Origin of the sequence: Mesorhizobium sp. B2-4-6, from assembly GCF_006442775.1 — a bacterium.
Lineage (GTDB): Bacteria > Pseudomonadota > Alphaproteobacteria > Rhizobiales > Rhizobiaceae > Mesorhizobium.
The window spans coordinates 285,935-312,843 of the sequence record NZ_VFVI01000004.1 but is presented as its reverse complement, the minus strand read 5'-3'; the positions used below and the strand labels follow the sequence as shown (position 1 = coordinate 312,843).

At 65.0% G+C, this 26,909-nt stretch carries 24 protein-coding genes; 9 read left to right on the top strand and 15 right to left on the bottom strand.

Annotation, left to right across the window (positions count from 1 at the left end; translation table 11 throughout):
• Positions 1 to 99: 99 nt before the first annotated feature.
• The 3 genes from FJ957_RS14480 to FJ957_RS14470 are packed head-to-tail and all read right to left on the bottom strand — an operon-like array spanning position 100 to position 2,285.
• The gene (locus FJ957_RS14480) at positions 100 to 1,011 is read right to left on the bottom strand and encodes a LysR substrate-binding domain-containing protein (RefSeq protein WP_140832363.1); all 912 of its coding nucleotides are present in this window, start codon (positions 1,009 to 1,011) and stop codon (positions 100 to 102) included.
• 54 nt (positions 1,012 to 1,065) lie between these two features.
• Positions 1,066 to 1,689: a DedA family protein gene (locus tag FJ957_RS14475; RefSeq protein WP_140832361.1), complete on the bottom strand. Its 624-nt coding sequence runs from the start codon at positions 1,687 to 1,689 to the stop codon at positions 1,066 to 1,068.
• Positions 1,686 to 2,285: a methyltransferase domain-containing protein gene (locus FJ957_RS14470; RefSeq protein ID WP_140832359.1), complete on the bottom strand. Its 600-nt coding sequence runs from the start codon at positions 2,283 to 2,285 to the stop codon at positions 1,686 to 1,688. The genes FJ957_RS14475 and FJ957_RS14470 overlap by 4 nt, the downstream gene beginning before the upstream one ends.
• Positions 2,286 to 2,499: 214 nt before the next feature.
• Between FJ957_RS14470 and FJ957_RS14465 the strand changes: the two genes are divergently transcribed.
• Both FJ957_RS14465 and FJ957_RS14460 read left to right on the top strand, forming a co-directional pair.
• Positions 2,500 to 3,174 carry a response regulator transcription factor gene (locus tag FJ957_RS14465; protein ID WP_140832357.1) on the top strand — a complete coding sequence of 225 codons (675 nt, stop codon included), beginning with the start codon at positions 2,500 to 2,502 and terminating at the stop codon, positions 3,172 to 3,174.
• Positions 3,171 to 4,523 (top strand): HAMP domain-containing sensor histidine kinase, encoded by a 1,353-nt coding sequence (locus tag FJ957_RS14460; protein ID WP_140832355.1) that lies wholly within the window; start codon positions 3,171 to 3,173, stop codon positions 4,521 to 4,523. The genes FJ957_RS14465 and FJ957_RS14460 overlap by 4 nt, the downstream gene beginning before the upstream one ends.
• Positions 4,524 to 4,619: 96 nt before the next feature.
• Here FJ957_RS14460 and FJ957_RS14455 read toward each other — a convergent pair whose 3' ends face one another.
• Entirely contained in the window at positions 4,620 to 5,384 is a 765-nt protein-coding gene (locus FJ957_RS14455; protein WP_140832354.1) for a DeoR/GlpR family DNA-binding transcription regulator, read from the bottom strand.
• Between the two features lie 379 nt (positions 5,385 to 5,763).
• Here FJ957_RS14455 and FJ957_RS14450 point away from each other — a divergent pair, with 379 nt between their 5' ends.
• Positions 5,764 to 6,648 (top strand): phosphotransferase family protein, encoded by an 885-nt coding sequence (locus FJ957_RS14450; RefSeq protein ID WP_140832352.1) that lies wholly within the window; start codon positions 5,764 to 5,766, stop codon positions 6,646 to 6,648.
• Complete coding sequence (locus FJ957_RS14445; RefSeq protein WP_140832350.1) at positions 6,645 to 9,098, top strand: FAD-dependent oxidoreductase; 2,454 nt, start codon at positions 6,645 to 6,647, stop codon at positions 9,096 to 9,098. Before FJ957_RS14450 ends, FJ957_RS14445 begins: the two co-directional genes overlap by 4 nt.
• A gap of 15 nt (positions 9,099 to 9,113) precedes the next feature.
• On the opposite strand, the gene FJ957_RS14440 is transcribed toward FJ957_RS14445, so the two are convergent.
• Positions 9,114 to 9,746 carry a class I SAM-dependent methyltransferase gene (locus FJ957_RS14440; protein WP_140832348.1) on the bottom strand — a complete coding sequence of 211 codons (633 nt, stop codon included), beginning with the start codon at positions 9,744 to 9,746 and terminating at the stop codon, positions 9,114 to 9,116.
• A gap of 96 nt (positions 9,747 to 9,842) precedes the next feature.
• Between FJ957_RS14440 and FJ957_RS14435 the strand changes: the two genes are divergently transcribed.
• Complete coding sequence (locus FJ957_RS14435; protein WP_140832346.1) at positions 9,843 to 10,745, top strand: phosphotransferase family protein; 903 nt, start codon at positions 9,843 to 9,845, stop codon at positions 10,743 to 10,745.
• Here FJ957_RS14435 and FJ957_RS14430 read toward each other — a convergent pair.
• Both FJ957_RS14430 and FJ957_RS14425 read right to left on the bottom strand, forming a co-directional pair.
• Complete coding sequence (locus tag FJ957_RS14430) at positions 10,742 to 11,665, bottom strand: DMT family transporter (RefSeq protein WP_140832345.1); 924 nt, start codon at positions 11,663 to 11,665, stop codon at positions 10,742 to 10,744. The two genes, FJ957_RS14435 and FJ957_RS14430, sit on opposite strands and share 4 nt — an antisense overlap.
• A 77-nt stretch (positions 11,666 to 11,742) precedes the next feature.
• Positions 11,743 to 13,023, bottom strand: a complete 1,281-nt coding sequence (locus FJ957_RS14425; protein ID WP_140832343.1) for an amidohydrolase family protein — start codon at positions 13,021 to 13,023, stop codon at positions 11,743 to 11,745.
• Positions 13,024 to 13,197: 174 nt separating this feature from the next.
• On the opposite strand from FJ957_RS14425, the gene FJ957_RS14420 reads away from it, so the two are divergent.
• On the top strand, positions 13,198 to 14,952 hold the full coding sequence (locus tag FJ957_RS14420) for an ABC transporter ATP-binding protein (RefSeq protein WP_140832341.1): 1,755 nt from the start codon (positions 13,198 to 13,200) through the stop codon (positions 14,950 to 14,952).
• A gap of 46 nt (positions 14,953 to 14,998) precedes the next feature.
• Here FJ957_RS14420 and ilvD read toward each other — a convergent pair whose 3' ends face one another.
• On the bottom strand, positions 14,999 to 16,843 hold the full coding sequence (gene ilvD, locus FJ957_RS14415; RefSeq protein WP_140832339.1) for a dihydroxy-acid dehydratase: 1,845 nt from the start codon (positions 16,841 to 16,843) through the stop codon (positions 14,999 to 15,001).
• Positions 16,844 to 17,089: 246 nt separating this feature from the next.
• Between ilvD and FJ957_RS14410 the strand changes: the two genes are divergently transcribed.
• Positions 17,090 to 17,560, top strand: a complete 471-nt coding sequence (locus FJ957_RS14410) for a VOC family protein (RefSeq protein ID WP_140832337.1) — start codon at positions 17,090 to 17,092, stop codon at positions 17,558 to 17,560.
• An 86-nt stretch (positions 17,561 to 17,646) separates the two neighbouring features.
• On the opposite strand, the gene FJ957_RS14405 is transcribed toward FJ957_RS14410, so the two are convergent.
• From FJ957_RS14405 to FJ957_RS14390, 4 genes are all read right to left on the bottom strand, one after another.
• Positions 17,647 to 19,239: a peptide chain release factor 3 gene (locus FJ957_RS14405; protein WP_140832336.1), complete on the bottom strand. Its 1,593-nt coding sequence runs from the start codon at positions 19,237 to 19,239 to the stop codon at positions 17,647 to 17,649.
• A gap of 117 nt (positions 19,240 to 19,356) precedes the next feature.
• Positions 19,357 to 19,602 (bottom strand): DUF1127 domain-containing protein, encoded by a 246-nt coding sequence (locus FJ957_RS14400; RefSeq protein ID WP_181180569.1) that lies wholly within the window; start codon positions 19,600 to 19,602, stop codon positions 19,357 to 19,359.
• 76 nt (positions 19,603 to 19,678) lie between these two features.
• Positions 19,679 to 20,194, bottom strand: a complete 516-nt coding sequence (locus FJ957_RS14395) for a hypothetical protein (RefSeq protein ID WP_140832332.1) — start codon at positions 20,192 to 20,194, stop codon at positions 19,679 to 19,681.
• Positions 20,195 to 20,209: 15 nt separating this feature from the next.
• Positions 20,210 to 20,491, bottom strand: coding sequence for a DUF4242 domain-containing protein (locus tag FJ957_RS14390; RefSeq protein ID WP_140832330.1), 282 nt, complete (start codon positions 20,489 to 20,491; stop codon positions 20,210 to 20,212).
• Between the two features lie 201 nt (positions 20,492 to 20,692).
• Between FJ957_RS14390 and FJ957_RS14385 the strand changes: the two genes are divergently transcribed.
• Both FJ957_RS14385 and FJ957_RS14380 read left to right on the top strand, forming a co-directional pair.
• Complete coding sequence (locus FJ957_RS14385; protein ID WP_140832329.1) at positions 20,693 to 22,507, top strand: winged helix-turn-helix domain-containing protein; 1,815 nt, start codon at positions 20,693 to 20,695, stop codon at positions 22,505 to 22,507.
• Between the two features lie 66 nt (positions 22,508 to 22,573).
• Positions 22,574 to 23,647: an FAD-binding oxidoreductase gene (locus tag FJ957_RS14380; RefSeq protein ID WP_140832327.1), complete on the top strand. Its 1,074-nt coding sequence runs from the start codon at positions 22,574 to 22,576 to the stop codon at positions 23,645 to 23,647.
• Here FJ957_RS14380 and FJ957_RS14375 read toward each other — a convergent pair.
• From FJ957_RS14375 to FJ957_RS14365, 3 genes are all read right to left on the bottom strand, one after another.
• Positions 23,641 to 25,014, bottom strand: a complete 1,374-nt coding sequence (locus FJ957_RS14375; RefSeq protein WP_140832325.1) for an amidase — start codon at positions 25,012 to 25,014, stop codon at positions 23,641 to 23,643. The genes FJ957_RS14380 and FJ957_RS14375 overlap by 7 nt on opposite strands.
• A 127-nt stretch (positions 25,015 to 25,141) precedes the next feature.
• Positions 25,142 to 25,942, bottom strand: coding sequence for a class II glutamine amidotransferase (locus tag FJ957_RS14370; RefSeq protein ID WP_140832324.1), 801 nt, complete (start codon positions 25,940 to 25,942; stop codon positions 25,142 to 25,144).
• 153 nt (positions 25,943 to 26,095) lie between these two features.
• Positions 26,096 to 26,896, bottom strand: coding sequence for a class II glutamine amidotransferase (locus FJ957_RS14365; RefSeq protein ID WP_140832322.1), 801 nt, complete (start codon positions 26,894 to 26,896; stop codon positions 26,096 to 26,098).
• Positions 26,897 to 26,909: the final 13 nt, after the last annotated feature.

Here is a 26,909-nt window from a genome sequence, read left to right as displayed (position 1 = left end):
CTCAGGGCGCGGCTTTGTTCCCTGAGCGAAAGTGCTGTGAAAAATCCGGTTTCGCAAATTCATTTATCAGAAAGCCGATATCGGTTTTACCGATAGATATCACAGTCGTTGGCGCACCATCCGCTGCGACTGCGCGAGGCCGATGAAGTCGCGCGCGGCCTGCGGCAGGCCGGAGCCACGGCGCCAGACGGTGCCGACCTGGACCACCGGCAGCGAGCCGGATACGTCGCGCGATTCGATGCGGTCGCCTTCCAGCGACCAGGGCCGGTAGACGAGGTCGGGCAGCAGCGCCACGCCGGCGCCGGTGGCGACCAGGCTGCGCACGGCTTCGACCGAGCGCGTGCGGAAGGCGACATGCGGCCTGGCGCCGATCGCCGACAGCAGCTTGCCGGTGTTCTCCTCGATCTCGTCGACGGTGAGCATGATCAGCGGCTCGGACGCGATGTCGCCGATCGAGATGATGTCGGCGCTGGCGAGCCTGTGGCTGAGCGGAACCCACAGCCGATAGGCCGAAACTTCCAGGATTTCCGACTGCAGCGCGGTGCGGTCGCGCAGGTTGGACGTCACCATGACGGCGATGTCGAGCTTGCCGCCGACCAGAAGGTGCTCGAGATAGTCGCCATTGTCCTCGATGGCCGAAACCTCCACGCCGGGATAGGCGCGGCGGTAGCGGGCGAGCAGATCGGACAGCACATAGCCCGCGACCAGCGAGGTGACGCCGAGCTGCAGGCGGCCGCCCACAGCGGCCTGTTCGCTGGAGAAGGAACGGCGCGCATCCGAGACATCGGCCAGGATCTTGGTCGCGTGGCGCAGGAACTGGTGGCCCTTATGGGTGATGTTCAAGCCGCGCGGATGACGCTCGAAGAGCTCGACGCCGAGGTCGCTCTCCAATTCCTTGATAGCCTCGGTGACCGAGGATTGGGAAATCGACAGGTTCTGCGCGGCCCCAGAGACAGTGCCCTGCTCGGCGACGGCGACGAAGAACTGCAATTGGCGGATGGTGAAGGCCATGGCCGGACTAAACACCGGCGGGCGCGGGAAGGGAAGCCGGCATAACCCTTTGTTCTACGCCGGTGAATTCCAGCCTTTTGCGGGTCTGACGCGGCGCCAGTGGGAGCGCAGTCCGATGAAAAACGCGACTTCCAGCGCGAGCACGACGGCCATGATGCGGAATGCCACCGTAGGCAGATCGTGGACGCTGTCGCGCATCGCATAGCCGGCAACAAGAAAGCCGGCGTTCCACAGCATAGCGCCAAGCATGGTGGCCAAAACGAAAGGCAAAGCCGGCAGACGCAGCGCGCCGGCGGCGATCGGCAGATAATTGCGCACCGTCGGCACGAACTGCGCCAGCAGCGAGGCCCTTATGTGGTTGCGGCGGTAGGCGGCGGAGAACCGCAGATAAGTTTCGCGTCGCAGGAAGATGTAGCGACCGAAACGCCCGACAAGGGCGCCGGCTCGCACCGGCCCGAGCCGGACACCCAGAGCATACCAAAACAGGCAGCCGGCCGTCGAAGCCAGGGTCGTCACCACCAGTAGGCTGCCGAGCGCCGCCAGATCAGGAGCCCTGGTCATGCCGAGAAGGAGCAACAGCACATGCGACGGCGGCACCGGCAGGATCTTTTCGGTGAAGGCGAGGCAGGCGGCGCCGAACAGGCCAAGCCCCAGTGCCGCGGACAGGAGATCGCTCATGCGAAACGCCAGTCATATGTGTCGAGACCCTTGATCCTGGAGACGCGATAGACCGTCGCCGGCGGGAAATTACGCAAGGTGCCGCCAATGCGGACCGCCTCGAGGTCGAGCCTGTCGAGGACGGCCTGGTCGAAAGGGCAGTGGCGGCCAAAGGTGAACTGATAGAGGGCCGCGCCCGGCCGAAGGCTGGCGAAGACGCCCTCCAGGATCGCAGATGATTTGCGCTGCGATATCAGCCGAAACGGCAGTCCGCTGACCACCGCGCCGACGACAGGGCCATCGAACAGCGGCAGATGGCGCAGGCCGACCGCGTCCGTCTCGACAATGCGCGCCGACGGGAAGCGACGCGCGAGCAGCGCGGCAAAATCCGGATCGGACTCGACCAGCGTAAGGTCGTTTTCGCGCACGCCGCGCTGCAGCAGGGCGCGGGTGAAAGGCCCCGTGCCCGGCCCGAGCTCCAGCACCGGACCGGTGTCGGGGCCGATCTCGCGCGTCATCAGCGCCGCCAGGCTCGGACTGGAGGGCGTGACCGAGCCCATCCGGAAGGGCGCCAGCGTCCAGGCCTTCAGGAAGGACAAGGCGTCATTTGCAGGCATGTTGACCTCATTGCTTGCGCGGGCGATTCGAGTTGCCCGGCATGGACGAGGCGCTGTTTGGAGGTCGCGGATTGCATGGACATTGCGAACGGCATGGCATCGCGAAAGAAAAAGTTCGCCGCCGGCGGCAAGAACTGGCGCCATGTCTATGCAATCTTGGCGCGATAGTCGGCCAGGCAGGATTATTAAGAGATGGGACTGCAAGAGGTCTTCAATGCGTATCCTGATGGTCGAGGACGAGCCGGAAATGGTTTCGGCGCTGCGGGCGGCGCTGAGGCGGCACGACATGGTGGTCGACCATGCCGGCTCGCTGCTGGAAGCGGAAGGATTCGTCGCCGTCGACGGCTATGACGCGATCCTGCTCGACCGGCAGTTGCCGGACGGCGACGGGCTGGCGCTGGTGCCGAAGCTTCGCGCCGCCAGGAACACGACGCCGGTGCTGATGCTGACGGCCCGGGGCGACACCGCCGACAAGGTCGACGGGCTCGACATGGGCGCCGACGACTATCTGGCCAAGCCTTTCGCCTTCGAGGAACTGCTGGCCCGGCTGAGGGCATTGCTGAGGCGCCCGGCGGTGATCGAGACGCAGACGATCCGCGCCGGCCATCTTTTGCTCGATGTCGGCCACCGCGAGCCCTCGATCCGCGGCGAGCCGCTCACCTTGCCGCGCCGCGAACTGCTGGTGCTGGAAGCGCTGATGCGGCGAACGGGGCGCATGGTGCAGCGCGAGGCCCTGATGGAGGCCGTGTTCGGGCTGGACGACGAGATCCAGTCCAACGCGCTCGATACCCATGTCTCGCGGCTGCGCCGCAAGCTCAGCGAAGCCGATAGCGGGGTCGTCATCAACGGCGTACGCGGCGTCGGCTACCTGCTGCGCGAGATCACATGAACCTTCGCCGGCCGCGCTCGCTGAAATGGAGCCTGGTGCTGCGCATCGCCATCCTGCAATGCGTGATGCTGACGCTCATCATCACCGGCATCATCGGCGCAATGCTCGCCACCGGCCTCATTCCGCACGATTACGAGGACGGCACGATGGACGTGCTGGCGGATGCGGTGGCGCGCGACGCCAAAGGGGCGCTGGTGCTGAAGGAAAATTCCGGTCTGACCAAGCTCCGGTCGGATGTCCCGGACCTCTGGTTTATCATCCGCGACAAGGACGGGCACCGGCTTCAAGAAGGCACCGTGCCGGTTGCCTACCAACCTTTCGTCGGATTGCTGGACAACATCAGCGATGCCCGCATCGACCTCGCCATCGGCGAAGCCGCGCCGCCGGGCGGCAAGATCCGCTGGACCGACACGGCCGCCGGCAACGTCCAGATCATGACCGGCACGAAGGGCGAGCTTTCGCTGCTGCGCGTTCTCGGGCAGGCGCCGGACCTCTTCCTGCAAGGGATTTTGCCGCTGGCCGGGCTGATGGCGCTGGCGACGCTGTTCGCGACGCCGTGGGTGGTGCGCGGCGCGCTTTCCGGCCTCGGCAACGCGGCGCGCGCGGCGGAGCAGATCGAGATCGACAAGCGCGGCGTGCAACTGCCGCTGGACGGCGTGCCGAAGGAAGTCACGCCGCTGGTCGATGCGGTCAACGCCGCCCTGTCGCGCCTCGATGCCGGTTACGCGCGGCACAAGCGGTTCCTGACCGACGCCGCGCATGAGCTCAGAACGCCGGTCGCCATCCTCAACACACGGCTCGCCGCGCTGCCGGCGACGCCCGAGCGCGCCAGGCTCCTGCAGGACGCCGCGCGGCTGTCCACGCTGGCTGACCAATTGCTCGACCTGCAGCGGCTCGATCGGCAGGCCGAGCATTTCGGGCCGGTCGATCTGGTCCTCCTTGCCCGAAACGTCGTGGTCGACCTGGCGCCGCTGGCCTTCGCCGTCGGCTACGAGATGGCGTTCGAGCCGGCCAAGGAAAAGCTTATCGTGCGCGGCGACCGCACGGCGATCGAGCGTGCCGTGACCAATCTCGTCCAGAACGCGATCGACCATGGCGGCAAGGCCGGTCGCATCACCATCAGCGTATGCCTGCCCGCGGTCATCGAGGTGCTGGACGAAGGCCAAGGCGTGCCGGCATCCGAACGCGAGCGGATATTCGAGCCTTTCTACCGCCTGCATCCGCGGGATCATGGCGCCGGCCTCGGCCTCAACCTTGTCCGCGACCTGATGCAGTTGCATGGCGGCAAGGTCGAGGTGCTCGACGGCAGGCAGGGCGGCGCCTGCTTCCGCATGATCTTTCCGGCCTAATGTTCGGGTCGGTCATCGCGGCGATCCAGCACCATGGCAGGGATGGCGGCGTAGTAGTCGCTGGTGTTCGGCTAGCTTTCCTGTCCCCGGTCGGGGTCAAGGCGTCGCGATGGCCAAGCGCGCGCCGGCCTGGCTCAGCGCGGCGGCGATGTCCGGCGGCGGCGGCTGGTCGGTGGCGAGCTCGGAAAAGCCGTCGAAGCCACAGACCCTGACCAGGCCCTGGCGGCCGAACTTGGTATGGTCGGTGACGACCAGCGAGCGCTGGCCGCGCGACAGGACCATGCGGGCGAATTCCGCCTCTTCCAGCTCGTAGTCGGTGAGGCCGGTGGCGGCGTCGACCGCGCCGATCGAAATCACCGCGTGATCGACCGAAAAGCGGCTGACGAACTCGATCGCCGAGATGCCGAAGGCCGCGCCTGAATCGCTGCGCAGCTCGCCGCCCGCCATATAGACCTTGTTGCCGTTCACCGTCGCCAGCGTGCGGGCGATGTCGGAGGAATTGGTGACCACCGTCAGCCGGCGATGGCCGAGCAACTCTCGCGCGAGGAAGGATGTGGTCGTGCCGGTGTCGAGCATGATCGCCTCGCCATCGCGGATCGTGGCCGCGACCATCCTGGCGATCAGGCGCTTGGCTTCGGCATTCTCGCGCATGCGGCGCTCGAACGGCGCCTCGCCTACCATCGAGGCAAGGCCCACGGCGCCATGCATCTTCAGCACCGACCCGTCGTCGGCCAGCGGCTTGACGTCGCGCCGCACCGTTTCCAGCGAGACGCCCAGACGTTCGGCAAGGCTGGCTATGGTGATCGTGCCCTCGTCGTTGAGGAGCCGCAGGATTTCGCCATGCCGTTTCGAATGGATCATGTGAATGTCCGGGATTTTGACTGAATTTAAGGTTTTGGCAACGCTTTGAAAGGAGTCGCTTATATTTTCGGGCAAAACACCCAAAAAAAGTCACAGCTTTTGATTGACAGCTCTGCCACCCCGGCGTGACATTGACCCTGTGACAGGCTCGGAACTGCCGCGGGAGGGTGATGGCAGAGCCTAGTGACCAGATCGCCTGGAATCAGCCAGGCGCGAGCTTTTATCGAATCCGCGGGGGCGGATGCCGGGATATCATACCTGGCCAAGGGGCTCGTCGGTGCGGTGCGGGATACCGATCCTGGCGTCTCGCACCGACGAGGCTTTTTCACTTTTTGCCATCCTTGTTTTGGGCGGAGCCGGCTGAGGCCGGAACGATGCCGTGAACGTCGAAGACCGCATCCGCGCCCTGCCGTGCTGGAACGGCGGCATCGAGATCGAGCCGCTGCCGGGCGGCCTCAGCAACGCCAATTTTGTCGTCACGGATGCGGCCGGGCGACATGTCGTGCGCTTCGGCCAGGACTTCCCGTTCCACCATGTCTTTCGCTCGCGCGAGGTGATGACGGCGCGGGCAGCGCATGCGGCGGGCTTCGCGCCTGCCGTGCATTATGCCGAGCCCGGCATACTGGTGACGGAATTTCTTGGCGCCAAGACTTTCCTCGGAGAGGATGTGCGCGCCAATATCGGCAGCGTGGCGGCTCTGCTGCGCGGCTTCCATCGCGAGATGCCGAACCACGTCTCCGGCGCCGGCTTCATGTTCTGGGTGTTCCACGTCATCCGCGACTATGCGCGCACGCTGAACGAAGGCGGCAGCCGAAAGAAGGATCAGTTGCCGCACTATCTTTCGCTCGCCGACGAGCTCGAGCGGGCGCAAAAGCTTTTGCCGATCGTCTTCGGCCACAACGATCTTTTGCCGGCCAATATTCTCGACGACGGCAAGCGGCTGTGGTTGATCGACTTCGAGTATGCCGGCTTCAACACGGCGATGTTCGACCTCGCCGGCGTCGCGTCCAATGCCGGCATGAGCAACGACGAATCCTTCGCCTTCCTGACCGCCTATTTCATGAAGGAGCCGGACGGCGAAATCCGCCGTTCGCATGCCGCCATGCAATGCGCCTCGCTGCTGCGCGAGGCGATGTGGAGCATGGTCTCCGAGCTTTATCTCGACGCGCCCGGCATCGACTACGTCGCCTATACCGAGGAGAACCTCGTCCGGCTCGACGCGGCGCTGGAGAATTACCGGACGAAATACGGGACCAAGTCATGACTTTGCCCAGCCATGCCGAAATCGTCGTCATCGGCGGCGGCATCATCGGCTGCTCCACCGCCTATCATCTGGCGCGCGACCACAAGGCCGATGTGGTGCTTCTCGAGCAGGGCAAGCTGACCTCGGGCTCGACCTGGCACGCCGCCGGGCTGGTCGGGCAGTTGCGCTCCTCGGCCTCGATCACGCGCGTGCTCAAATATTCCGTCGATCTCTACAAAGGACTGGAGGCCGAGACGGGCCTGGCGACCGGCTGGAAGATGACCGGCTGTTTGCGGCTGGCGACGAACGCCGACCGCTGGACCGAATTCAAGCGGCTGGCGACCACGGCAAAAAGCTTCGGCATGGACATGCAGCTTCTGTCGCCTGCGGAAGTGAAGCGCATGTGGCCGCTGATGGAGACCGGCGATCTGGTCGGCGCCTCGTGGCTGCCGACCGATGGGCAGGCAAGCCCCTCCGACATCGCCCAGTCGCTTGCCAAGGGCGCGCGCATGCATGGCGCGAAACTGTTCGAGGACGTGCGCGTCACCGGCTTTGCGATGAAGGACGGCCGCATCACGGCGGTGAAGACTTCAAAAGGCGACATCGCCTGCGGCAAGGTGGTGAACTGCGCCGGGCAGTGGGCAAGGCAGGTCGGCGCGATGGCCGGCATCAACGTGCCGCTGCAGCCGGTCAAGCACCAGTACATCATCACCGAGAAGATCGAGGGGCTGGCCAACGACGCGCCGACGATCCGCGACCCCGACCGCCGCACCTATTTCAAGGAAGAAGTCGGCGGGCTGGCGATGGGCGGCTATGAGCCCAACCCGCAGGCCTGGGCAACTGGACTTCGCGGGGGTGACGTCCCCAACGACTGGGAATTCCGCCTGTTCGACGACGACTACGATCACTTCGAACAGCATATGACCCAGGCGATCGCGCGTGTTCCGGTCCTGCAAACCGCCGGCGTCAAGCAGATGATCAACGGGTCGGAGAGTTTCACGCCGGATGGCAATTTCATCCTGGGCGTCGCGCCCGAATGCGCCAACATGTTCGTCGGCGCCGGCTTCAACGCCTTCGGCATCGCGTCGGGCGGCGGCGCCGGCTGGGTGCTGGCGCAATGGGTGGTCGACGGCGAGGCGCCGCTCGACCTCTGGGTGGTCGACATCAGACGCTTCTCCGGCCTGCACCGCCACCGCGACTGGGTCCGCGACCGCACGCTGGAAGCCTATGGCAAGCACTACACGATCGGCTTCCCGCACGAGGAGTATCTGACAGGACGGCCGCGCATCGTCTCGCCGCTCTATGAGCGGCTGAAGACGCACCGCGCCGTGTTCGGCTCCAAGCTCGGCTGGGAGCGGCCGAACTGGTTCGCACCGGACGGCGCGGCCGCCGAGGACGTCTATTCGATGGGCCGCCAGAACTGGTTCGGCCCGGTCGGCGACGAACACCGTCATGTGCGCGAGAAGGTCGGCATCTTCGACCAGTCCTCCTTCGCCAAATACGAGCTGACCGGCGCGGACGCGCTGAAGGCGCTCGACTGGATCTGCGCCAACGACGTCAACAAGCCGGTCGGACGGCTGACCTACACGCAGCTCCTCAACACGCGCGGCGGCATCGAGGCCGATCTCACCGTGTCGCGGCTCGGCGAGGAGCGGTTCTACATCGTCACCGGCACCGGCTTCCGCACGCATGATCTGTCCTGGACAAGCGACCATATCGGCTCGGGCCTCGACGCCAGGTTGAAGGACGTCACGGAAGATTTCGGCACGCTGTCGCTGATGGGGCCGCGCGCCCGCGACGTGCTGTCGGCGGTGACGGAGGCCGATGTCTCGAACGCCGCCTTCCCCTTCGGCCATGCGCGCGAGATCGCAATAGCCGGCCATAGCGTGAAGGCGCTGCGCGTCACTTATGTCGGCGAGCTCGGCTGGGAGCTGCATGCGCCGATCGCCGCCACCGGCGAGGTTTTCGACGCGCTGATGGCGGCGGGCAAGGCGCATGGCATTCGCCCGGTCGGCTACCGCGCGCTGGAGTCGCTCAGGCTGGAGAAAGGCTATCGCGCCTGGGGCTCCGACATCACGCCGAACGACACGCCGCTGGAGGCGGGGCTTGGCTGGGCGGTGAAGTTTCGCAAGAACACCGACTTCGTCGGACGCAGGGCGCTGGAGAAAGCAGCCGGCAAAGCGCCGACGAAACGTTTTGCCGGCTTCACCGTGGACGATCCCGAGATCGTGCTGGTCGGGCGCGAGACGATCCTGCGCAATGGCGAACCGGTGGGCTACCTCACCAGCGGCGGCTACGGCTACACGGTGGGCAAGAACATCGGCTACGGCTACGTGCGCAATGCCGACGGCGTCGGCGACGAGTTCCTTGCCTCTGGCGACTACGAGTTGGTGGTGGCGATGGAACGCACGCCGGCAAAGATCCATCTCGAGGCGCTGTACGACCCGGCCGGGGCAAGGACAAAGGCCTGATCCGCCGAGCCCGGGTCAGCTGACGCGCAGCACAAGCCCCCTGCTCGGCACGGTATCGGTTTCGCCCGGCATCGAGGCATAGGGCGCCGTTTCCTCGACGCGCTTCAACCTGCCTTGAGCCTCGAGCCCGGCGATGCGCTCGGCGAAGCCGGCCTGCCAAAGCGTGTTCTTGACGGTCAGCACGATGACGCCGCCTGGACGGCAGATGCGGATCAGCTCGCCCAGTCCCTCGAGCCCGACATGGCCCGAAGTGAAGACGCCCGCCGAAACAATGCCAGCATAGGCGCCGCCGGCGAAGGGCAAAGCGTCGCCCATCGCCAGGCGATGCAGCGCCGTGTAGACGCCCTTGGCGCCTGCCTTGTCCAGCATGCCTTGCGAGATGTCGAGCGCCTCGACCCTCGGATAGCCGGTGATGGCCAGCCATTCGCCGATCAGGCCGGTGCCGGCGCCGGCATCGAGCAAGGGTTCTGCGCCGCGCGGCAGGTGCCGGGCAAGCAGCGCCAGGCATATCGTCGGGTGGCGGTAGCCGGCGGCCGACATGTCGGCGTCATAGGTCTCGGACCAGCTGTCATAGATCGCCGCCACTTCCTCAGGCCGCTTCGCGGCGTAGGCCGCGCTTAGCGAACCGCTGTGCTTGCCGTCCGCCATTTCTGCTCCCGCCGCCGATTCGTATCCGCAATGGTAGCCAAGCGGCAAAAACTGTGGAACCGTTCCGCTATAAAACATCGTGTGATGGTAAAGGGGATGACGATGGACGAGGCGCGCGCCGCGTTGGCCGCCATTCCGGCGCTGGCGGGCTATGACGGGCCGCTGCAGCGTTTGGGCGGTCTGACCAACATGGTCTACAGGGCCGGCGAAGCGTGTCTGCGCATTCCCGGCAAGGGCACGCAAGAATATATCAACCGCGCCAACGAGGCGGTGGCGGCGCGCGAGGCGGCCAGGGCCGGCGTCACTCCCGAAGTGCTCTATGCCGATCCGGCGTCCGGCCTGATGGCGACGCGTTTCATTGCTGGCGCCGAGACGATGTCGCCCGAAAAATTCAAGGCGCGGCCGGGCAGCCCGGCGCGGGCCGGCCAGGCCTTCCACAAGCTTCACTCTTCCGGCGCGGTCTTTCCCTTCCGCTTCGAATTGTTCGCGATGATCGACGACTATCTCAAGGTTTTGTCGACCAAGGACGTGGCGCTGCCCGCCGGCTATCACGACGTGGTGCGCGAGGCGGAAGCTGTGCGCGCGGCCCTTGCTGCGCACGCAATCCCGCTCGCCGCTTGCCATTGCGACCCGCTGTGCGAGAATTTCCTCGATACGGGCGATCGGATGTGGATCGTCGACTGGGAATATTCCGGCATGAACGATCCGCTGTGGGACCTCGGCGACCTCTCGGTCGAGGGGAAGTTCGGCGTCGCACAGGATGAAGAGCTGGCGCGCGCCTATTTCGGTGGCGAGGCGAGGCCGGCGGAGCGCGGACGTATCGTCATCTACAAGGCGATGTGCGACCTCTTATGGACGCTTTGGGGCCTGATCCAACTCGCCAACGGCAATCCGTCCGACGATTTCCGCGCCTATGCCGACGGCCGCTTCGCCCGCTGCAAGGCGCTGATGGAGACTACGGAATTCTCCAGGCATCTGGCCGCGATACGCGCGGGTTAGTTCACGCCCTTCGGCACGTTCTCGGGCGGTACCTCGGTCTCCACCACCTTCTGGCGATGGAATATGAACATGCCGGCGAGCACGACGATGACCGCACCGATCAATATACGCGGCCCCGGGACATCGCCGAAGAACACGAGGCCGAAGACCACCGCCCACAGGAGCAGCGTGTAGTGCAGCGGCGCCAGCGTCGAGGCCGGCGCCAGCTTCAGCGCCCTTGTGATCATCAGATGCGCGGCGCAAGAGACGACGCCGAGCAAAAGCATGGCCCCGAAATCGAGCGCCGACGGCGTGCGCCAGGCGCCGATGGTGAGCAGGCCGCCGACAATCAGCGTGCCGATGGTCTGCCAGGTAACCAAACTCGTGTCGCTGGTGCCGCGCAGGAGACGGCCAAGGATGATGGCGAAGCCGAAGGCGATGCTGCCCACGAGCGCGAAGGCCGAAGACAGCGAAAAGGCCGCCGAGGACGGCTTCAGGATGATCAGCACGCCGCAGAAGCCGACCAGGATCGCCAGCCAGCGGCGCCAGCCGACCTTTTCGCCGAGCAACAGATGCGACAGCGCCGCGACGTAGATCGGCCCGGCCATGTAGAAGCTCATCACGTCGGCCAGCGGCAGGTAGACGACCGCGGCATAGAACAGTCCGGTATCGGTTGTGGTGGCCACGACACGCAGGAACTGCAAAACCGGCCGGTCCATGTGAAACAGCCTGGCCGTGCCCTGGTTGGCGATCATCGGACCCAGCACGATGAAGGCGCCGATCGAGCGGATGAGCACCACCTGTCCGACGGAGAAGCTCGCGACCAGCCATTTGCCCATCGCGTCGTTCAGCGCGAACATGAAGTCGCCGGCCAGCATCAAGAGGATGCCGGCGAGCAACATGTTCCTGATCGTGAAATTGCGCGCAAGGGACAGGGCCATGCCGGCTCCCTAACCGCAAGCAGCTGGTTTGACGAGGGAAATTCGGGGAAATCGGTAAGACCAGCGGCGGAAATCGGCTAGCCGGCCTTGTGCCGCCTGTTCACTTGCGCCGGCCGGCCGGCGATCGACAGCCGCGTTTCCTGCCTGGTCCGCTCGGCCACAACCTTGCCCCTGGCAATGACGCAGAGGCGCTCGGGGCGCAGGCGAACGGCTTCGATCGCATTGCCGGCATCGAGCACGACGAGGCTCGCCCGCTTGCCGACCGCGAGGCCCAGATGGTCCAGTCCCATGATGGCGGCGTTGACGTTGGTCACCATGTCGAAGCAGCGCGCCATGTCGGCCGGGCTCGACATCTGCGCGACATGCAGGCCCATGAAGGCGACGTCGAGCATGTCGGCCGTGCCTAGCGAATACCAGGGGTCGAGCACGCAATCCTGGCCCCAGCCGACGCGGATGCCGAGCGCCTGCATCTCCTTGACCCGGGTCAGGCCGCGCCGCTTCGGAAAAGTGTCGTGGCGTCCCTGCAACATGATGTTGATCAGCGGATTGGGGATTGCCGACACGCCGGCCTCGGCGATGAGCGGCAAAAGCTTCGAGACGTAGTAATTGTCCATCGAATGCATGGAGGTGAGGTGCGAGCCGGCCACCCTGCCCTGCAACCCGAGGCGCTGCGTTTCATAGGCCAGTTGCTCGATATGGCGCGACAGCGGATCGTCGGTCTCGTCGCAATGCATGTCGACCATCAGGCCGCGTTTGGCCGCGATCTCGCAAAGCTCCATGACCGAGCGCATGCCGTCGGCCATGGTGCGCTCGAAATGCGGGATGCCGCCGACGATATCGACGCCGTTGTCGAGCGCGCGGATGGTGTTCTTCAGCGCCGTCGGGGAGCGATAGAGGCCGTCCTGCGGAAACGCGACCAATTGCAGGTCGATATAGGGCGCGACGGTTTTCTTGACATCGAGCAGCGCTTCCACCGCGAGCAACCGGTCATCGCAGACGTCGACATGGCTGCGGATGGCGAGCAGGCCCATCGACACCGCCCAGTCGCAATAGGCTAGCGCGCGCTCGCGCACCGCTTCATGCGTCAGAAGCGGCTTCAGCTCGCCCCACAGCGCAATGCCTTCGAGCAGCGTTCCGGAAGCGTTGATGCGCGGAATGCCGTAGGACAGCGTTGCATCCATATGGAAATGCGGATCGACGAAGGGCGGCGAGACCAGATTGCCGCGGGCGTCGATCTCGGTCGGCGCGGAGCCCGGCAGTTTCTGCTCGACCGCCCGGATGGTTTCGCCGGCAATGCCGATATCGGCAATCCTGCCGTCCGGCAGCGTGCCGCCGCGCACGATGAGGTCGAAATCCATCTGTCGTCACCCTTTTCAAGTATCGGCAATCATCGTGGCCGAAAAGACAGCCTGGCGCAGCCTTTTCTTTCCCCGGCAGCCGAAAGGTTCCATCGCGCCGCAACTCGCTCTATAAGCCGCCTCTCGCCCTCGTGGCGAATCCGAAATTCTCGCAGCCAGACTCAGGATCGGCCGTTGTTTCGCTTCTTCCGTTCCACGGAAAACCAGCGCCTCATCGCAAGGCTGGTGAGGGAATCCTTCCACGAGCATAGATTCGGCTATGGCGCAGCCATAGTCTCGATGCTGGTGGTGGCCGCCATGACTGGCGCCAGCGCCTGGATCCTGCGCGAGATCACCAACGAATTCGTCGTCTTCAAGAGGCTCGACCGTGTCAACATGATAGCGGCGAGCGTCGCGGGGATCTTCCTGCTCAAGGGCTTCGCAACGTTCGTGCAGGCCTATTGCATGAGCCGTGTCGGCAACGCCATCATCGCCGACCGGCAGCGCAAAATCTACGATCGCATCCTGGCGCAAGGCATCGAATTCTACCATTCGACCTCGTCGGCCGACCTGATCGCCCGCATGACCAACAACGCTCAGGCCGCGCGCAGCGTGCTAGACCTCGTCGTCACCTCCTATGTGCGCGACCTGGTGACATTGATCGTGCTGGTCGCGGTCATGGTTTGGCAACAGCCGTGGCTGTCGCTGATCTGCTTTGCCGTCGGGCCAGTGGCGATCTATGGCGTCAACCGCATCCTGAAACGCGTGCGCAAGATCGCGTCCATGGAATTCATGTCGCTTGGCCAGATCGTGCATGTGATGCAGGAGACGGCGATCGGCGTGCGCGTCGTCAAATCCTTCAACCTCGAAGGCGCGATGCGCAAACGCATGTACAAGGCCGTCTCCGATGTCGAGAACCGCGCCAACAACATCGCGACGTTGGAGGCCGCCACCAGTCCGGTGATGGAAACGCTTGCCGGCCTGGCGATCGCCGGGGCGGTCTTTGTCAGCGGCTTCCTGGTGCTGCAGGGCGGGCAGATGCCGGGCAACATCATGGCCTTCATCGCGTCGCTACTCTTGGCCTATGAGCCGGCAAAGCGCCTGGCCCGCGTTCGCATCTCGCTTGAGACCGGCATCGTCGGCGTGCGCATGATGTTCCAGCTCGCCGACCGGCCGCTGACGCTGGCCGAGAAACCCGGCGCCACTCCGCTGCAACCCGGCCCGGGCGAAATCCGGTTCGACGATGTCAGCTTCGCCTACCCGGAAAGCCCGCCGGTGTTCGACGGCTTCAACCTGACGCTTCAAGCCGGCAAGATGACGGCGCTGGTCGGGCCGTCGGGTAGCGGCAAGTCGACGATCCTGAACCTGATCATGCGCATGTACGACCCGCAGACCGGCAAGGTGATGTTCGACGGCCAGGACATCTCGTTCGCGACGCTCGATTCGCTCAGGCAGAAGATCGCCTATGTCAGCCAGGACACGTTCCTGTTCGCCGGCACCGTCATGCACAATATCCGCCTCGGCCGCGAGAACGCGACCGACGAAGAGGTGATCGCCGCCGCCAAGGCCGCCAACGCGCACGAATTCATCAGCGCCATGACCAAGGGCTACGACACGGAGGTCGGCGAGAACGGCTCGCTCTTGTCCGGCGGCCAGCGCCAGCGCATCTCGATCGCGCGCGCCATGCTGCGCAATGCCGAGATCCTGCTGCTCGACGAGGCGACCAGCGCGCTCGACGCCGAATCGGAAGCGCTGTTCCGCGACGCGCTGCAGCAGCTTACCGTCGGGCGCACGACGATCGTGATCGCGCACCGGCTGTCGACCGTGCACCAGGCCGACACGATCGTGGTGCTGGAAAAGGGCAAAGTGGTGGAAAGCGGCCCGCACAAGACCCTGCTCAAGCAGGGCGGGCTCTACCAGAAGCTTTATGAATATCAGCTGATGCCGTAGCGCGGCGGCTGTCCTTCTCCCCTTGCGGGAGAAGGAGAGGCGTTCATCACTCCGGCACTTTCCGCACAGCGCCCTTGTCGGCGCTGGTGGCGAAGGCGGCGTAGGCGCGCAGCGCGGTCGTCACCTTGCGCTTGCGCTTCTCTGCCGGCTTCCAGGCGTCAGCGCCCTTCGCCGCCATCGCCTTACGGCGCGCTTCGAGCTCGGCATCACTGATGGCGAGCCGGATCGTGCGGTTGGGGATGTCGATCTCGATCGTGTCGCCTTCCTGGACCAGCCCGATCGCGCCGCCTTCAGCGGCTTCCGGCGAAACGTGGCCGATCGACAGGCCGGACGTGCCACCGGAGAAGCGGCCGTCGGTGATCAGGGCGCAGGCTTTGCCGAGGCCCTTCGACTTCAGGTAGCTGGTCGGGTAGAGCATCTCCTGCATGCCGGGGCCGCCGCGCGGTCCCTCATAGCGGATGACGACGATGTCACCGGCCTTGATCTCGTTGCCGAGGATCGCCTTGACCGAGGCGTCCTGGCTTTCGAAGACGCGGGCCGGGCCGGTGAACTTCAGGATCGATTCGTCGACGCCGGCGGTCTTCACGATGCAGCCGTCGAGCGCCAGATTGCCCTTCAGCACGGCAAGGCCACCGTCTTTCGAGAACGGCGTCTTGGCCGAGCGGATGACGCCCTTCTCCCGGTCGGTGTCGAGCTCGTCCCAGCGGCGGTCCTGGCTGAAGGCGACCTGGGTCGGCACGCCGCCGGGAGCGGCCAGGAAGAAGTTGCGGACATTTTCGGCAGAGGTGCGCGAAATATCCCAATGATCGAGGGCCTCGCCAAGGGTCGCCGTATGCACAGTCGGCAGGTCGCGATTGATCAGACCGGCCTGGTCGAGCTGGCCGAGAATGGCCATGATGCCGCCGGCGCGGTGGACGTCCTCCATGTGGACGTCAGACTTGGCCGGCGCGACCTTGCAAAGCACAGGCACTTTGCGCGACAGCCGATCGATGTCTTCCATGGTGAAATCGACCTCGCCCTCATGAGCGGCGGCGAGGATGTGCAGAACCGTGTTGGTCGAACCGCCCATGGCGATATCGAGCGCCATGGCGTTCTCGAAGGCGCCCTTGGAGGCGATGCTGCGCGGAAGTGCCGTTTCGTCGTCCTGCTCGTAGTAGCGCTGGGCGAGATCGACGACGAGATGGCCGGCCTCGACGAACAGGCGCTTACGGTCGGCATGGGTGGCCAAGGTCGAACCGTTGCCGGGCAGCGAGAGGCCCAGCGCTTCCGTAAGGCAGTTCATCGAATTGGCGGTGAACATGCCCGAGCAGGAGCCGCAGGTCGGACAGGCCGAGCGTTCGATGACCTTGACGTCCTCGTCGGAGATCTTGTCGTCGGCGGCGGCGACCATGGCGTCGACCAGGTCGAGCGCCTGCGCCTTGCCGGCCAGCACCACCTTGCCGGCCTCCATCGGTCCGCCCGAGACGAAGACGGTCGGGATGTTGAGGCGCAGCGAAGCCATCAGCATGCCGGGCGTGATCTTGTCGCAGTTGGAGATGCAGACCATGGCGTCGGCGCAATGCGCGTTGACCATGTATTCGACCGAGTCGGCGATCAGCTCGCGCGACGGCAGCGAATAGAGCATGCCGTCGTGACCCATGGCGATGCCGTCATCGACGGCGATGGTGTTGAACTCCTTGGCGACGCCGCCGGCCTTCTCGATCTCGCGCGCGACAAGCTGGCCGAGGTCCTTCAGATGCACGTGGCCCGGCACGAATTGGGTGAAAGAATTGACCACCGCGATGATCGGCTTGCCGAAATCACTGTCCTTCATGCCGGTTGCCCGCCACAGGCCGCGGGCGCCGGCCATGTTGCGGCCATGGGTGGTGGTGCGGGAACGATAGGCAGGCATGAACTTTCCTCACAGTCGGCGTCGCGCCACAGGCACGCGGGAGCCGGGATTTAAACCGCAGGCGTTATATACGCCGGAGCCTGGTCTGGCCATTTTTTTGCGATGCGCCAGATTTTCTCAAGAAAAATGCATGCGCTGTCGGACCGCGACCGGTTCGACCGTCCTTGGGTAGCGGCGAGGGCGATGGCACCTCCGCCGCGCCCGTCCATCTTGGTAGCCACACCGAAACAGTACGAGGAGCACGACATGCAGAAGATCACCACTTTCCTGTGGTTCGACAACCAGGCCGAGGAGGCCATGAACCACTACATCTCCATCTTTAAGAATTCGAAGGTGCTGAGCGTGACACGCTGGCCTAAGGGCCATCCCCAGGAAGGCCAGGTGCTGGTGGCCTCGTTCGAGCTCGACGGCGTGCAATTCCAGGCGCTGAACGGCGGCCCGCAATACAAGTTCACCGAAGCGATCTCGCTGTCGATCGACTGCAAGACGCAGGACGAGGTGGATCATTTCTGGACCAGGCTCACCGAAGGCGGCGGCGAACCAGGACGCTGCAGCTGGCTGAAGGACAAGTTCGGCGTTTCCTGGCAGGTCGTGCCGGAGCAGTTGCCCCGCCTGCTTATGGACCCCGACCGGGCCAAGGCAGGCCGGGTGATGTCGGCGATGATGCAGATGGGCAAGATCGAGATCGACAAGATCGAAGCGGCCGCGAGGGGATGAGAATTAGTGAGTAGTGAGTAGTGAGTAGTGAGTAGCGATGCCAGATCTTTTCAATTACCAATCCACTACTTCACTACTCACTAGAATCACGCCGCCTTGTCGCGGACCTGGTAGTCCTTGACGGTGGCGAAGCGGATCGCCTTCCAGCGCTCGGCCTCGTAATTCAGTGAGAAGGCGTGCTGGGCCAGAAACACCGGATCGTTGTCGAGATCACGGGCGATGTCGCCGCGATGCGCCTCGATGAAGCGCTGCACTTCCGCCTTGTCGTCGGCCGAAATCCAGCGGCAGACGGAAAAGCGCGACATCTCGAAATCCACGGGAAGCGTGTATTCGATGTTGAGCCGCTCCTTCAAGACGTCGAGCTGCAGCGCGCCGACCACACCGACGATGGCCGGCGAGCCGTCCTCGGGCGAGAACAGCTGGACGACGCCCTCCTCGGCCATCTGGTGCAGCGCTTCCTTCAGCTTCTTCGCCTTCATGGCATCGCCGAGGCGCACGCGGCGCAGGATTTCCGGCGCGAAATTGGGCACGCCGCGGAACAGTATCTCCTCGCCTTCGGTCAGCGTGTCGCCGATGCGCAACGTGCCGTGGTTGGGAATGCCGACGACGTCGCCGGCGTAAGCTTCGTCGGCGGTGACGCGGGTGCGGGCGAAGAAGAATTGCGGCGCCGAGAGCGACATCGGCTTGCCGGTGCGCACGAGCTTGGCCTTCATGCCGCGCTCCAGCGTGCCCGAACAGACGCGCACGAAGGCGATGCGGTCGCGGTGGTTGGGGTCCATGTTGGCCTGGATCTTGAAGACGAAGGAGGTCATCTTCTCCTCCGTCGCCTCGACCGTGCGGGTATCGGCCTCCTGCGCGCGGGGCGGCGGGCCGTAGGCGCCCAGCGCCTCGATCAGATCGCGGACGCCGTAATTGCGCAGCGCCGAGCCGAAATAGACCGGCGTCAGATGACCTTCGCGGAAGGCGTCGATATCGAGAGGCCGGCAGGCCCCGCGGGCCAGCTCCAGCTCCTCGATGAAGGCTTCGCGCTCATTGTCCGGCAGCAGCCCGGCGACGCGGTTGGAATCCGGGCCGTTGACGGGCGTGCGCTCCTTTTCCTCATCACCCTTGCGCACGGCATTGAGCGCCAGGTGATAGGTGCCGGAAAACGTCCTGCCACGGCCGATCGGCCAGGTGATGGGCGCCGTATCGAGCGCCAGCTTCTGCTCGATCTCGTCGAGGATCTCGAACGGATCGCGGCTTTCGCGGTCCATCTTGTTGACGAAGGTGATGATCGGAATGTCGCGCAGCCGGCAGACCTCGAACAGCTTCAGCGTGCGCGGCTCGATGCCCTTGGCGGCGTCGATGACCATGACGGCGGAGTCCACCGCCGACAGCGTGCGGTAGGTGTCGTCGGCAAAATCCTCGTGGCCGGGCGTGTCGAGCAGGTTGAAGACATTGCCTTCATATTCGAAGGTCATCACCGAGGTGACGACGGAGATGCCGCGCTCGCGCTCGATCTTCATCCAGTCGGACCGCGTCTGGATGCGGTCCTTCTTGGCCTTGACCTCGCCGGCAAGCTGGATGGCGCCGCCGAACAGCAGCAGCTTTTCGGTGAGCGTCGTCTTGCCCGCGTCAGGGTGGGCAATGATCGCGAAGGTGCGGCGGCGCGATACGGCCTGTTCGATGTCTTCTGCCAAGTCGTGGAATCCTGTCTGTGGCGCGGGCTTCTAGCAGCGCTTTCCCGGCCTGTCGACGGTTTTGGGCAGAGTGCTGGTCGCGACCCGGGAAGCGCCACGGGAAAAAGATGTTGGCCTTCAAATCCACGGACCGTCGCTACCGGCCTTGCTGCCGAACCAGGTGACCAACGAGATTTCCGAGCGGTCGATGCCGATGTCGCGCAGCAGGTAGTCCGGCAGCTCGTCCAGCAGGGCGCGATCCCTGCGGATGCGGATGATGCGCGCAAGGAAACTTCCGCCGGCATGGCAGATATCGATGGCCACGGCAAAGGCGCGCCGGAGCACGGACCGACTGGCCGCACGCTCCTGCACAAGGATAGTCATGATCATATCTCCTTTCGATAAAACGGTGAAGGGAGGGCCACCGGTGGCCCTCCCAAAGGCCTTTGCCGACAAAAGGTCAGGACCGGTCGTGCTCGCAGCTCACATACAGATTCCAGTCGGCGAACATGCCGGCCGGGTTGTGCCGCCAGTGCCAGACGTGGAGTTCGTAGTAGGGGTCCACCGGGTGGACGCCCACCGTCGTCTTGCGCTGCAGGGTGCGGCCGAGGAATTCGGGTACGCCTTTGCCCTTCCAGTCCTTTTCGAAGACGATGTATTCCATGCCGACGAGTTGCATGGAGCCATCGGATTCCGGCTCGTAGGTCAGCACGTCCGGCTCGCCGAGCACGAGCCTGCCGTCGCCGGCCCGCCCGGGATGGATGAAGTGGACGCCCATCGTTCCGTGCTCGTCATGCGTCGTGCATTCGAACAGCTGCCGGTAGCCGTCCGCCTTGGCGACCTCGATGTCGAGATACTTGGCCGCCATTTCGCGGGACCGGTTGAGCACCGGATCGGGCATGTCATGGGCGAGCGCGGTGCCACAGAACAGCGCGGAGGCGCCGGCGGCAAGGACAATTTCCGCAAAGCGCTTCACGGTCGATCCTCCCCATCAGGCGGCGGCGTAAGCCGTCGTCGGATCGAATAGGCGCTTGACCCGTGTGATCTTCGTCGCCGGGAAGCCGCTCATCTTGGCATGACGCTGGATGATCGCCTCGTCCTTGGCGAGATAGACGCAAAAGGTCTTGTCGTCCGCCACGAAGGATTCGACCCACTGGATGTCCGGGCCGAGCTCGGCCAGAACGGCGTTCGAGGCCTTGGACGCGTCGCGAAGCTGCTCGCGCTCGAAGGTGCCGACCTCGGGAATCTCGCGTTCGATGATGTATTTGTGCATGTCAATCTCCTTGATCTGGGTTCAAATGCTACCGAGCGCCCGACCAAGTCGGTGCCCGTGACATCCCGGGGGCCGCTGAGCTAAACTGCAGCTTGGCCCGCCAGGCAGACGGAGAATTGCGAAAGAAGCGGCCAACAGTCCTTATGCCGCCCTTATCTTATTCTGATCCTTTGCCTATTGCCGTTACAGGGATTGCCGCCGATGGGAATTTATTGCTTTGGCGACTTCGAACTCAATGAGGACTCGCGCGCCCTTCGCCTCGCCGGAAGCGAGATCGAGGCGCAGCCCCTGGTCTTCGATTTCCTCGCCGTCCTGCTGCGCCATCAGGAGCGCGCCTTGAGCAAGGACGAATTGCTTGAGACACTGTGGCCCGACGTGACGGTGACCGAGGCTTCGCTGCAACGCGTCGCGAGCCTTGCCCGCGGCATTCTTCGCCAGGGCGGCATGGAGACGGCGCTGCGCAACCTGCCCCGCTTCGGCTACCGGATTTGCCTCGATCAACCGGCCGCCTCGGAAACCAGGCCGGCGCCGGCCGATGCGGGCGGCAGGCCCTCGATCCCCGGCCTGCCAATTCTGTCGGCGCGGGCTGCCGTTGCAGCGAGGAAATGGCATGACGCCGCGGCCTCTTTCACGCAAGCGGATGCCGCCGACGAGGTGCTGACGGCCGATCTCGAGGAATGGGCGCTGGCGCTGGAATGCATGGGCCGGCCGGCCGAAGCCATTCCGGTTCTGGCGCGCGCGGTGACGGCTTACGGCGTGGCCGGCGAGCGACTGCGCGCGGCTTCCCCTGCAATCACCCTCGCCAGGATCCATCTCGAGAGAGGCGAGCTTGCTGTCGCCAAGGGCTGGCACAAGCGCGCCGCGCAGTTGATCGATGCCGCTTCCGACAGCAGGGAGCACGGTCTCTGGTGCTGGATGGGCGCGCGCATCATGGGCGCGGAAGCCGAGCCGGAAAAGGCGCTTGCGCTGGCTGAACAGGCCTTCGCGGTCGGCAGGCATCTCGACGATCCGGTGGTGGAGTCGCTCGGCCTTATCTATCGCGGCTTCTTCAAACTGTGTCTCGGGGAAACCAAAGCCGGGCAGGAGGATCAGGACCTTGCCGCCGCGCTCGGCCTGTCCAGCGATGTCGACCCGGTCGTCGGCGGGATCCTCTACTGCAACATTCTCTGGGCCTGCCGGAATTTCGGCGACTGGTCGCGCGCCAACCAATGGACGCTTGGCTACGAAGACTGGTGCAGGGGACACGGGCTGGAAGACCTTTCGGGCTCGTGCCGGCTGCATCGCGCCGAAGTGCTCGGCGTTCATGGCACGCTGAAGGAGGCGGAAGCGCTTGTGCGCGCGGCACTCGACCAGCTCGCACTCGACGCTCCTTGGGCGACCGGCGACGCCATGCGCGTGCTGGGCGACATTCACCTGGCGGCCGGAGAATTCACGGAAGCCGAAACGGCCTACCGTGCATCGCATGCGGCGGGCTGGGATCCGCAGCCCGGACTTGCGCTGCTGCAACTCGAGCAAGGACAGGCGGAGGCCGCTTTCAGCGCTCTCGAACGTTCCCTGGTGGGCAATGGCTGGCCGACCTTGCAGCGGCGAGGCATGGTGCTTGCCACGCTCGCCAAGGTGGCGGCGCGGACCAATCGGCGCGAGCGGGCGAAGGAGGTGATCGCCGAATTGGAGACCCAGCCACAGCGGTGGCCGATGGCCTCCATCCAGGCACTGACCGCGGAAGCCAAGGCGGAGCTTTTCATGCAGGAAGAGCGCCTCGCCGAGGCTGCCCGGGAGCTGCAGATCGCATGCTCACGCTGGAACGAGATCGGCTCGCCGATCAATGTTGCCGACGCCAGGCTGTCGCTCGCGGCGATGCTCATCAAGATCGGCGATTGTTCCGGCGCTGAGTTGGAGCTCGGCACCGCGCTGGCGGTCGCGAAGAAAGTCGACTCTTCCCGGCTCATGCGGCGCTGCGAAGAGGTGAAGGACCTGATTGCCGGCGCGCAGGCGGTAGCGGTGGGCGGCGCCTAGCCGCCTCCCACTTGAGGTCAAGCCGGCATGGTGGCATGACGGGGAACTCTCCTCAAAGGGTCCGACATGAGCAGCGCAAAGCAAGTCATCGTCATCGGCGCCGGCATCATCGGTGCCTCGATCGCCTGGCATCTGACGCAGGCCGGCGCACGGGTGACGGTGGTTTCCGGAAGCGGCGCCGGCGGTGTCGCCACGCCGAATTCCTTTGCCTGGATCAATGCCAGCTGGGGCAATCCGCAAACCTATTTCCGGCTGCGTATCCGCGCCATGGCCGAATGGAAACAGCTGGCGAATGATCTGCCGGGCCTGCCGGTCGCCTGGTGCGGCGGCCTGTGCTGGGATCTGCCCGCAGACAGGCTCGAAGCCTATGCGGCCGAGCATTCGTCCTGGGGCTACGGCATCGAGCGCGTCGGGCGCGAACAGGCGGCGCGCATCGAGCCCAATTTGGCGGAGCTTCCCGAGTTTGCACTTTATGTCGCGCAGGAAGGCGTGGCCGAGCCTGTGGCGACCACGAAGGCGCTGCTGACCGATGCCGAACGGCGCGGCGCGCGGATCGTCACGGGAACCGTCGACAGGCTGGCGCTGGTCAACGGCAAGGTCACAGGCGTCGTCGCTTCGGACGAGATCATCGCCGCCGACGAGGTGGTGATTGCGGCGGGCGCCGGCGCTCCGGCGATCGCCGCGACGGCAGGCATCAAGCTGCCGATCGAGACCCCGCCCGGCCTGATCGTGCATTCGCGACCGCACCCAAAGCTGCTCGACGGGCTGGTGCTGGCTGACAGACTGCATATGCGCCAGACCGCCGAGGGCCGCATCATCGCCGGCTCGGATTTCGGCGGTGGCGATCCGGGCGAGAAACCGGAGGCCGCCGCGCACGCGCTGTTCGCCGCGACGAAAGCGATGCTGCGCGACGCCAACAGACTGGAATTCGACTTCCACACGATCGGTTACCGTCCGACGCCGGTCGACGGTTTCCCGATCGTCAGCCGTGCGGAAGGCGTCGGCGGCCTCTACGTCGCCGTCGCCCATTCCGGCATCACGCTGGCGCCGGCGATAGGCCTGTTTGCGGCCGGCGAAATCCTCAACGACAAGCGCGATCCGTTGCTTGAATCCTACGCGCTGTCGCGTTTCGATCAGTAGCCAAGAGGCCGGCGAAACCCTCCGGCGAACGACGCAATCGCGGCTGCAATGCCGAGCAGCCGCGCTTCCGACCATTTCCTGCCGACCAATTGAAGGCCGATCGGCAAGCCGTCGCGGTCCTGCCCATAAGGGAACGCGAGCGCCGGATGGCTGGAATAATTGAACACCGCTCCATAGGCCGGCAGCATCCAGTAGCTCTCTTCCTTGCCGTCGACCTTGAGCGGGCTGCCCGGCTTGCAGTGCGGGAAGGCCGCGGTCATGGCGACCGGGCAGAGCAAGGCATCGCAGCTGTCAAAGAATCGCTCCCAGGCAAGGATCGACCGGTCGCGGCGCGCAAGCGCGGCGAACCAGCGCGACACAGGCGTCGGCTGCTCCGGCGGTTCCGGCTGCGCGGCTTCCAACATCATGCCGATCAATGCACCGCCTTCGGACAAATCGTCGTGCAGGTCGAGCTTCGGCAATTTCGCGTTCTCCACAGCCGCGCCAGCCGAGGCGAGCTGCGCGGCCAGGCTTTCTACGGCGGCACGGATTTCGGTGGCAACCGGGAAGCCCGGGAAAGATTCGGCCACGGCGATGCGCAACGACTTGAGTTCGAGTTTCGGCATCGGCTCAACCGACACGGGCGCCAGGTCGGTGTCCGCGCGGTCCGGTCCGGCAATGATGCGATAGATCAGCGCCAGATCCTCGATGTTGCGAGCAAGCGGGCCAACACATGACATCAGCCGCACGCTGCGCGGCATACCGCCCGGAGCGGGAAAGGCGCCGGCCAGCGACACGCGATGCTCAGTTGGCTTCAGGCCATAGACGCCGCAGAAAGCAGCGGGCAAGCGTATGGAATCCTGCATATCGGTGCCGACTTCGAACGGAGTCATGCCTGTCGCGACTGCCGCGGCCGCACCACCGCTTGAGCCGCCCGCCGTGCGCGACGGATACCACGGATTGGAAGTGCGCCCGAACAGCGGGTTGTCGGACTGCCAGTCGCCCAGCATAGTGGCGACGTTGGTCTTGCCGACCAGTATGGCGCCGGCTGCTTTCAGCCTTTCAACCACAGGGCTGTCCTGCCTAGCCATGTAGTCGGCGAACGGCGGAAAACCGACGGTGGTCCTGATGCCCGCCGTCTCGTGCGCATCCTTCAGCGTGAATGGCACCCCGTGCAGCGGACCGAGCGTGTCGCCGCGCGCCATTGCCGCATCGGCCAGCAGGGCACGTGCCTGCGCCTGTTCCCGATCGAGGATGACGACAGCGTTGACCAGCCCGTTGTGCCGGTCGATCTGTGCAAGCTGCGCATCGAGCGCCTCGATCGCCGAAATTTTTCGCTGGGCAATGGCTGCCGCGAGCTCGGCAGTCGAGGAAAACCCGATATCCATGTGCACACTCCCGCTGCTTGCCGCGCCCTCGCCTTGAACATGGCGGATGAGGGCGCGGCTTCAAGCCGAATTCAGCATCCGAAGCTCGCGGGCGCTTGATCGAATTTGCGCCAAGTGCCGATTTCCCTCACCCTGCGAGAGCCAACCGGACGGCCGCCGGCGCGAAAGGCTTGATGCTGGTGCTGTCGCGGGTCATCGTCACGAAGCTCGACTGCGGGATTTCGTGCCAGGTCCGGTCGTCGCGATCGAACGGCTCGGAGACGATGCAGCGACCCACCCCCTTGGCGAAGGCGCCGGTATAGAGCGTCGGAGCATGCTCGTCAGTGGCGTAGCGAATGGCGTGAAGCGCCCGACCGTCGCTGAAGGCAGCCGTCAACTTCAGCGACGGTTCGATGCCGGCACGGCGCGCAGCATCGAGCACCCGGCTGGTGACGCGCGACACCGCACCTTGTGGATCCTGCGCCAGGCCTTCGCCGATCATGAGCTGAAAGAACAATTCGGAATCCGTGCTGCCTTCGATTTGGTCGAACAACGTATCGGAGAGCGAATTCTCGAGCACGCGACGGACCTTCTCGAAGCCGCCGATCTGGCCGTTATGCATGAACGACCAGCGGCCCGAAACGAAGGGGTGGCAGTTCGCGCGGCTGGTGCCGCCGCCCGTCGAGGCGCGCACGTGGGCCAGGAACAGGCCGGATTTTATCTGGCGTCCGAGACTGCTGAGATTGGCATCGGACCAGGCCGGCAGGACATCGCGGTAGAGGCCGGGTTCCGGCCGATCGCCATACCAGGCCACGCCAAAGCCGTCGGCATTGGTCGGCGATTTCGCCTCCCGCGCCTGGCGGCTCTGAGCGATCAGGGAATGGGAGGGTGCGGCGATGACGTCTTCCAGGAAGATCGCGTCGCCGAGATAGGCTGCCCACCGGCACATTGTCCTGTGATCCTCTTATCGATGCGTTTTTGAGCGCGCGAATGAATTCGCGGCTCGTCGGGCGCCATAGATGACAGGAGGGAGCTTCGGCGTCCTTACGCCGTGCTTACGTTTTGCTGATCTCTGCCTGAACGCGGCAGCCTGGGATTTGCGTCAGCCGACCAGCGCCAGCTTATTCGCCGCCGGCGCAAACGGACGGATCCCGGTACCGTCCCTCGTCATGGTGACGAAGCTCGCCGGGGGTATCGCCTGCCACTCGCCACCGTCACGGTCGAAGGGCTCCGAGACGATGCAATGGCCGTCGCGCTTGGCGAAGGCGCCGGTATAGAGCGTCGGCGCATGGTCGTCGGTGGCATAGCGAACCGCGTATAGCGCCTGGCCATCGGAAAAGGCCGCCGTCAGTTTCAGGGAGGGCTCGATGCCGGCCCGGCGCGACGTCTCGAGCACGCGGCTGGTCGCCCGCGAGACCGCGCCCTGCGGATCGCCGGACAATCCTTCATCGATCATCAGCAGGAAAAAGAGCTCGGAATCGGTGGTGCCCTCGCGCTGGTCGAAGACCGCGTCGGAAAGCGAATTCTCCAGCGCGCGGCGGATCTTTTCGAAGCCGCCGATCTGGCCGTTATGCATGAACGACCAGCGGCCGGAGATGAAGGGGTGGCAGTTCATGCGGCTGGTGGCGCCGCCGGTCGAGGCGCGGACATGGGCCAGAAACAGGCCGGATTTTATCTGCCGGCACAGGCTCTTCAGATTGGGGTCGGACCAGGCCGGCAGGATGTCGCGATAAAGGCCGGGCTCGGGCCGGTCGCCATACCAGGCGAGTCCGAAGCCGTCGCCATTGGTCGGCGACTTGGCTTCCTGGGCGCAGTGGCTCTGGGCAATCAGCGAGTGGCAGGGCGCGGTGATGATGTCTTCGAGGAAGACCGCTTCACCAAGATAGGCCGCCCACCGGCACATCGCTTTCCACCAT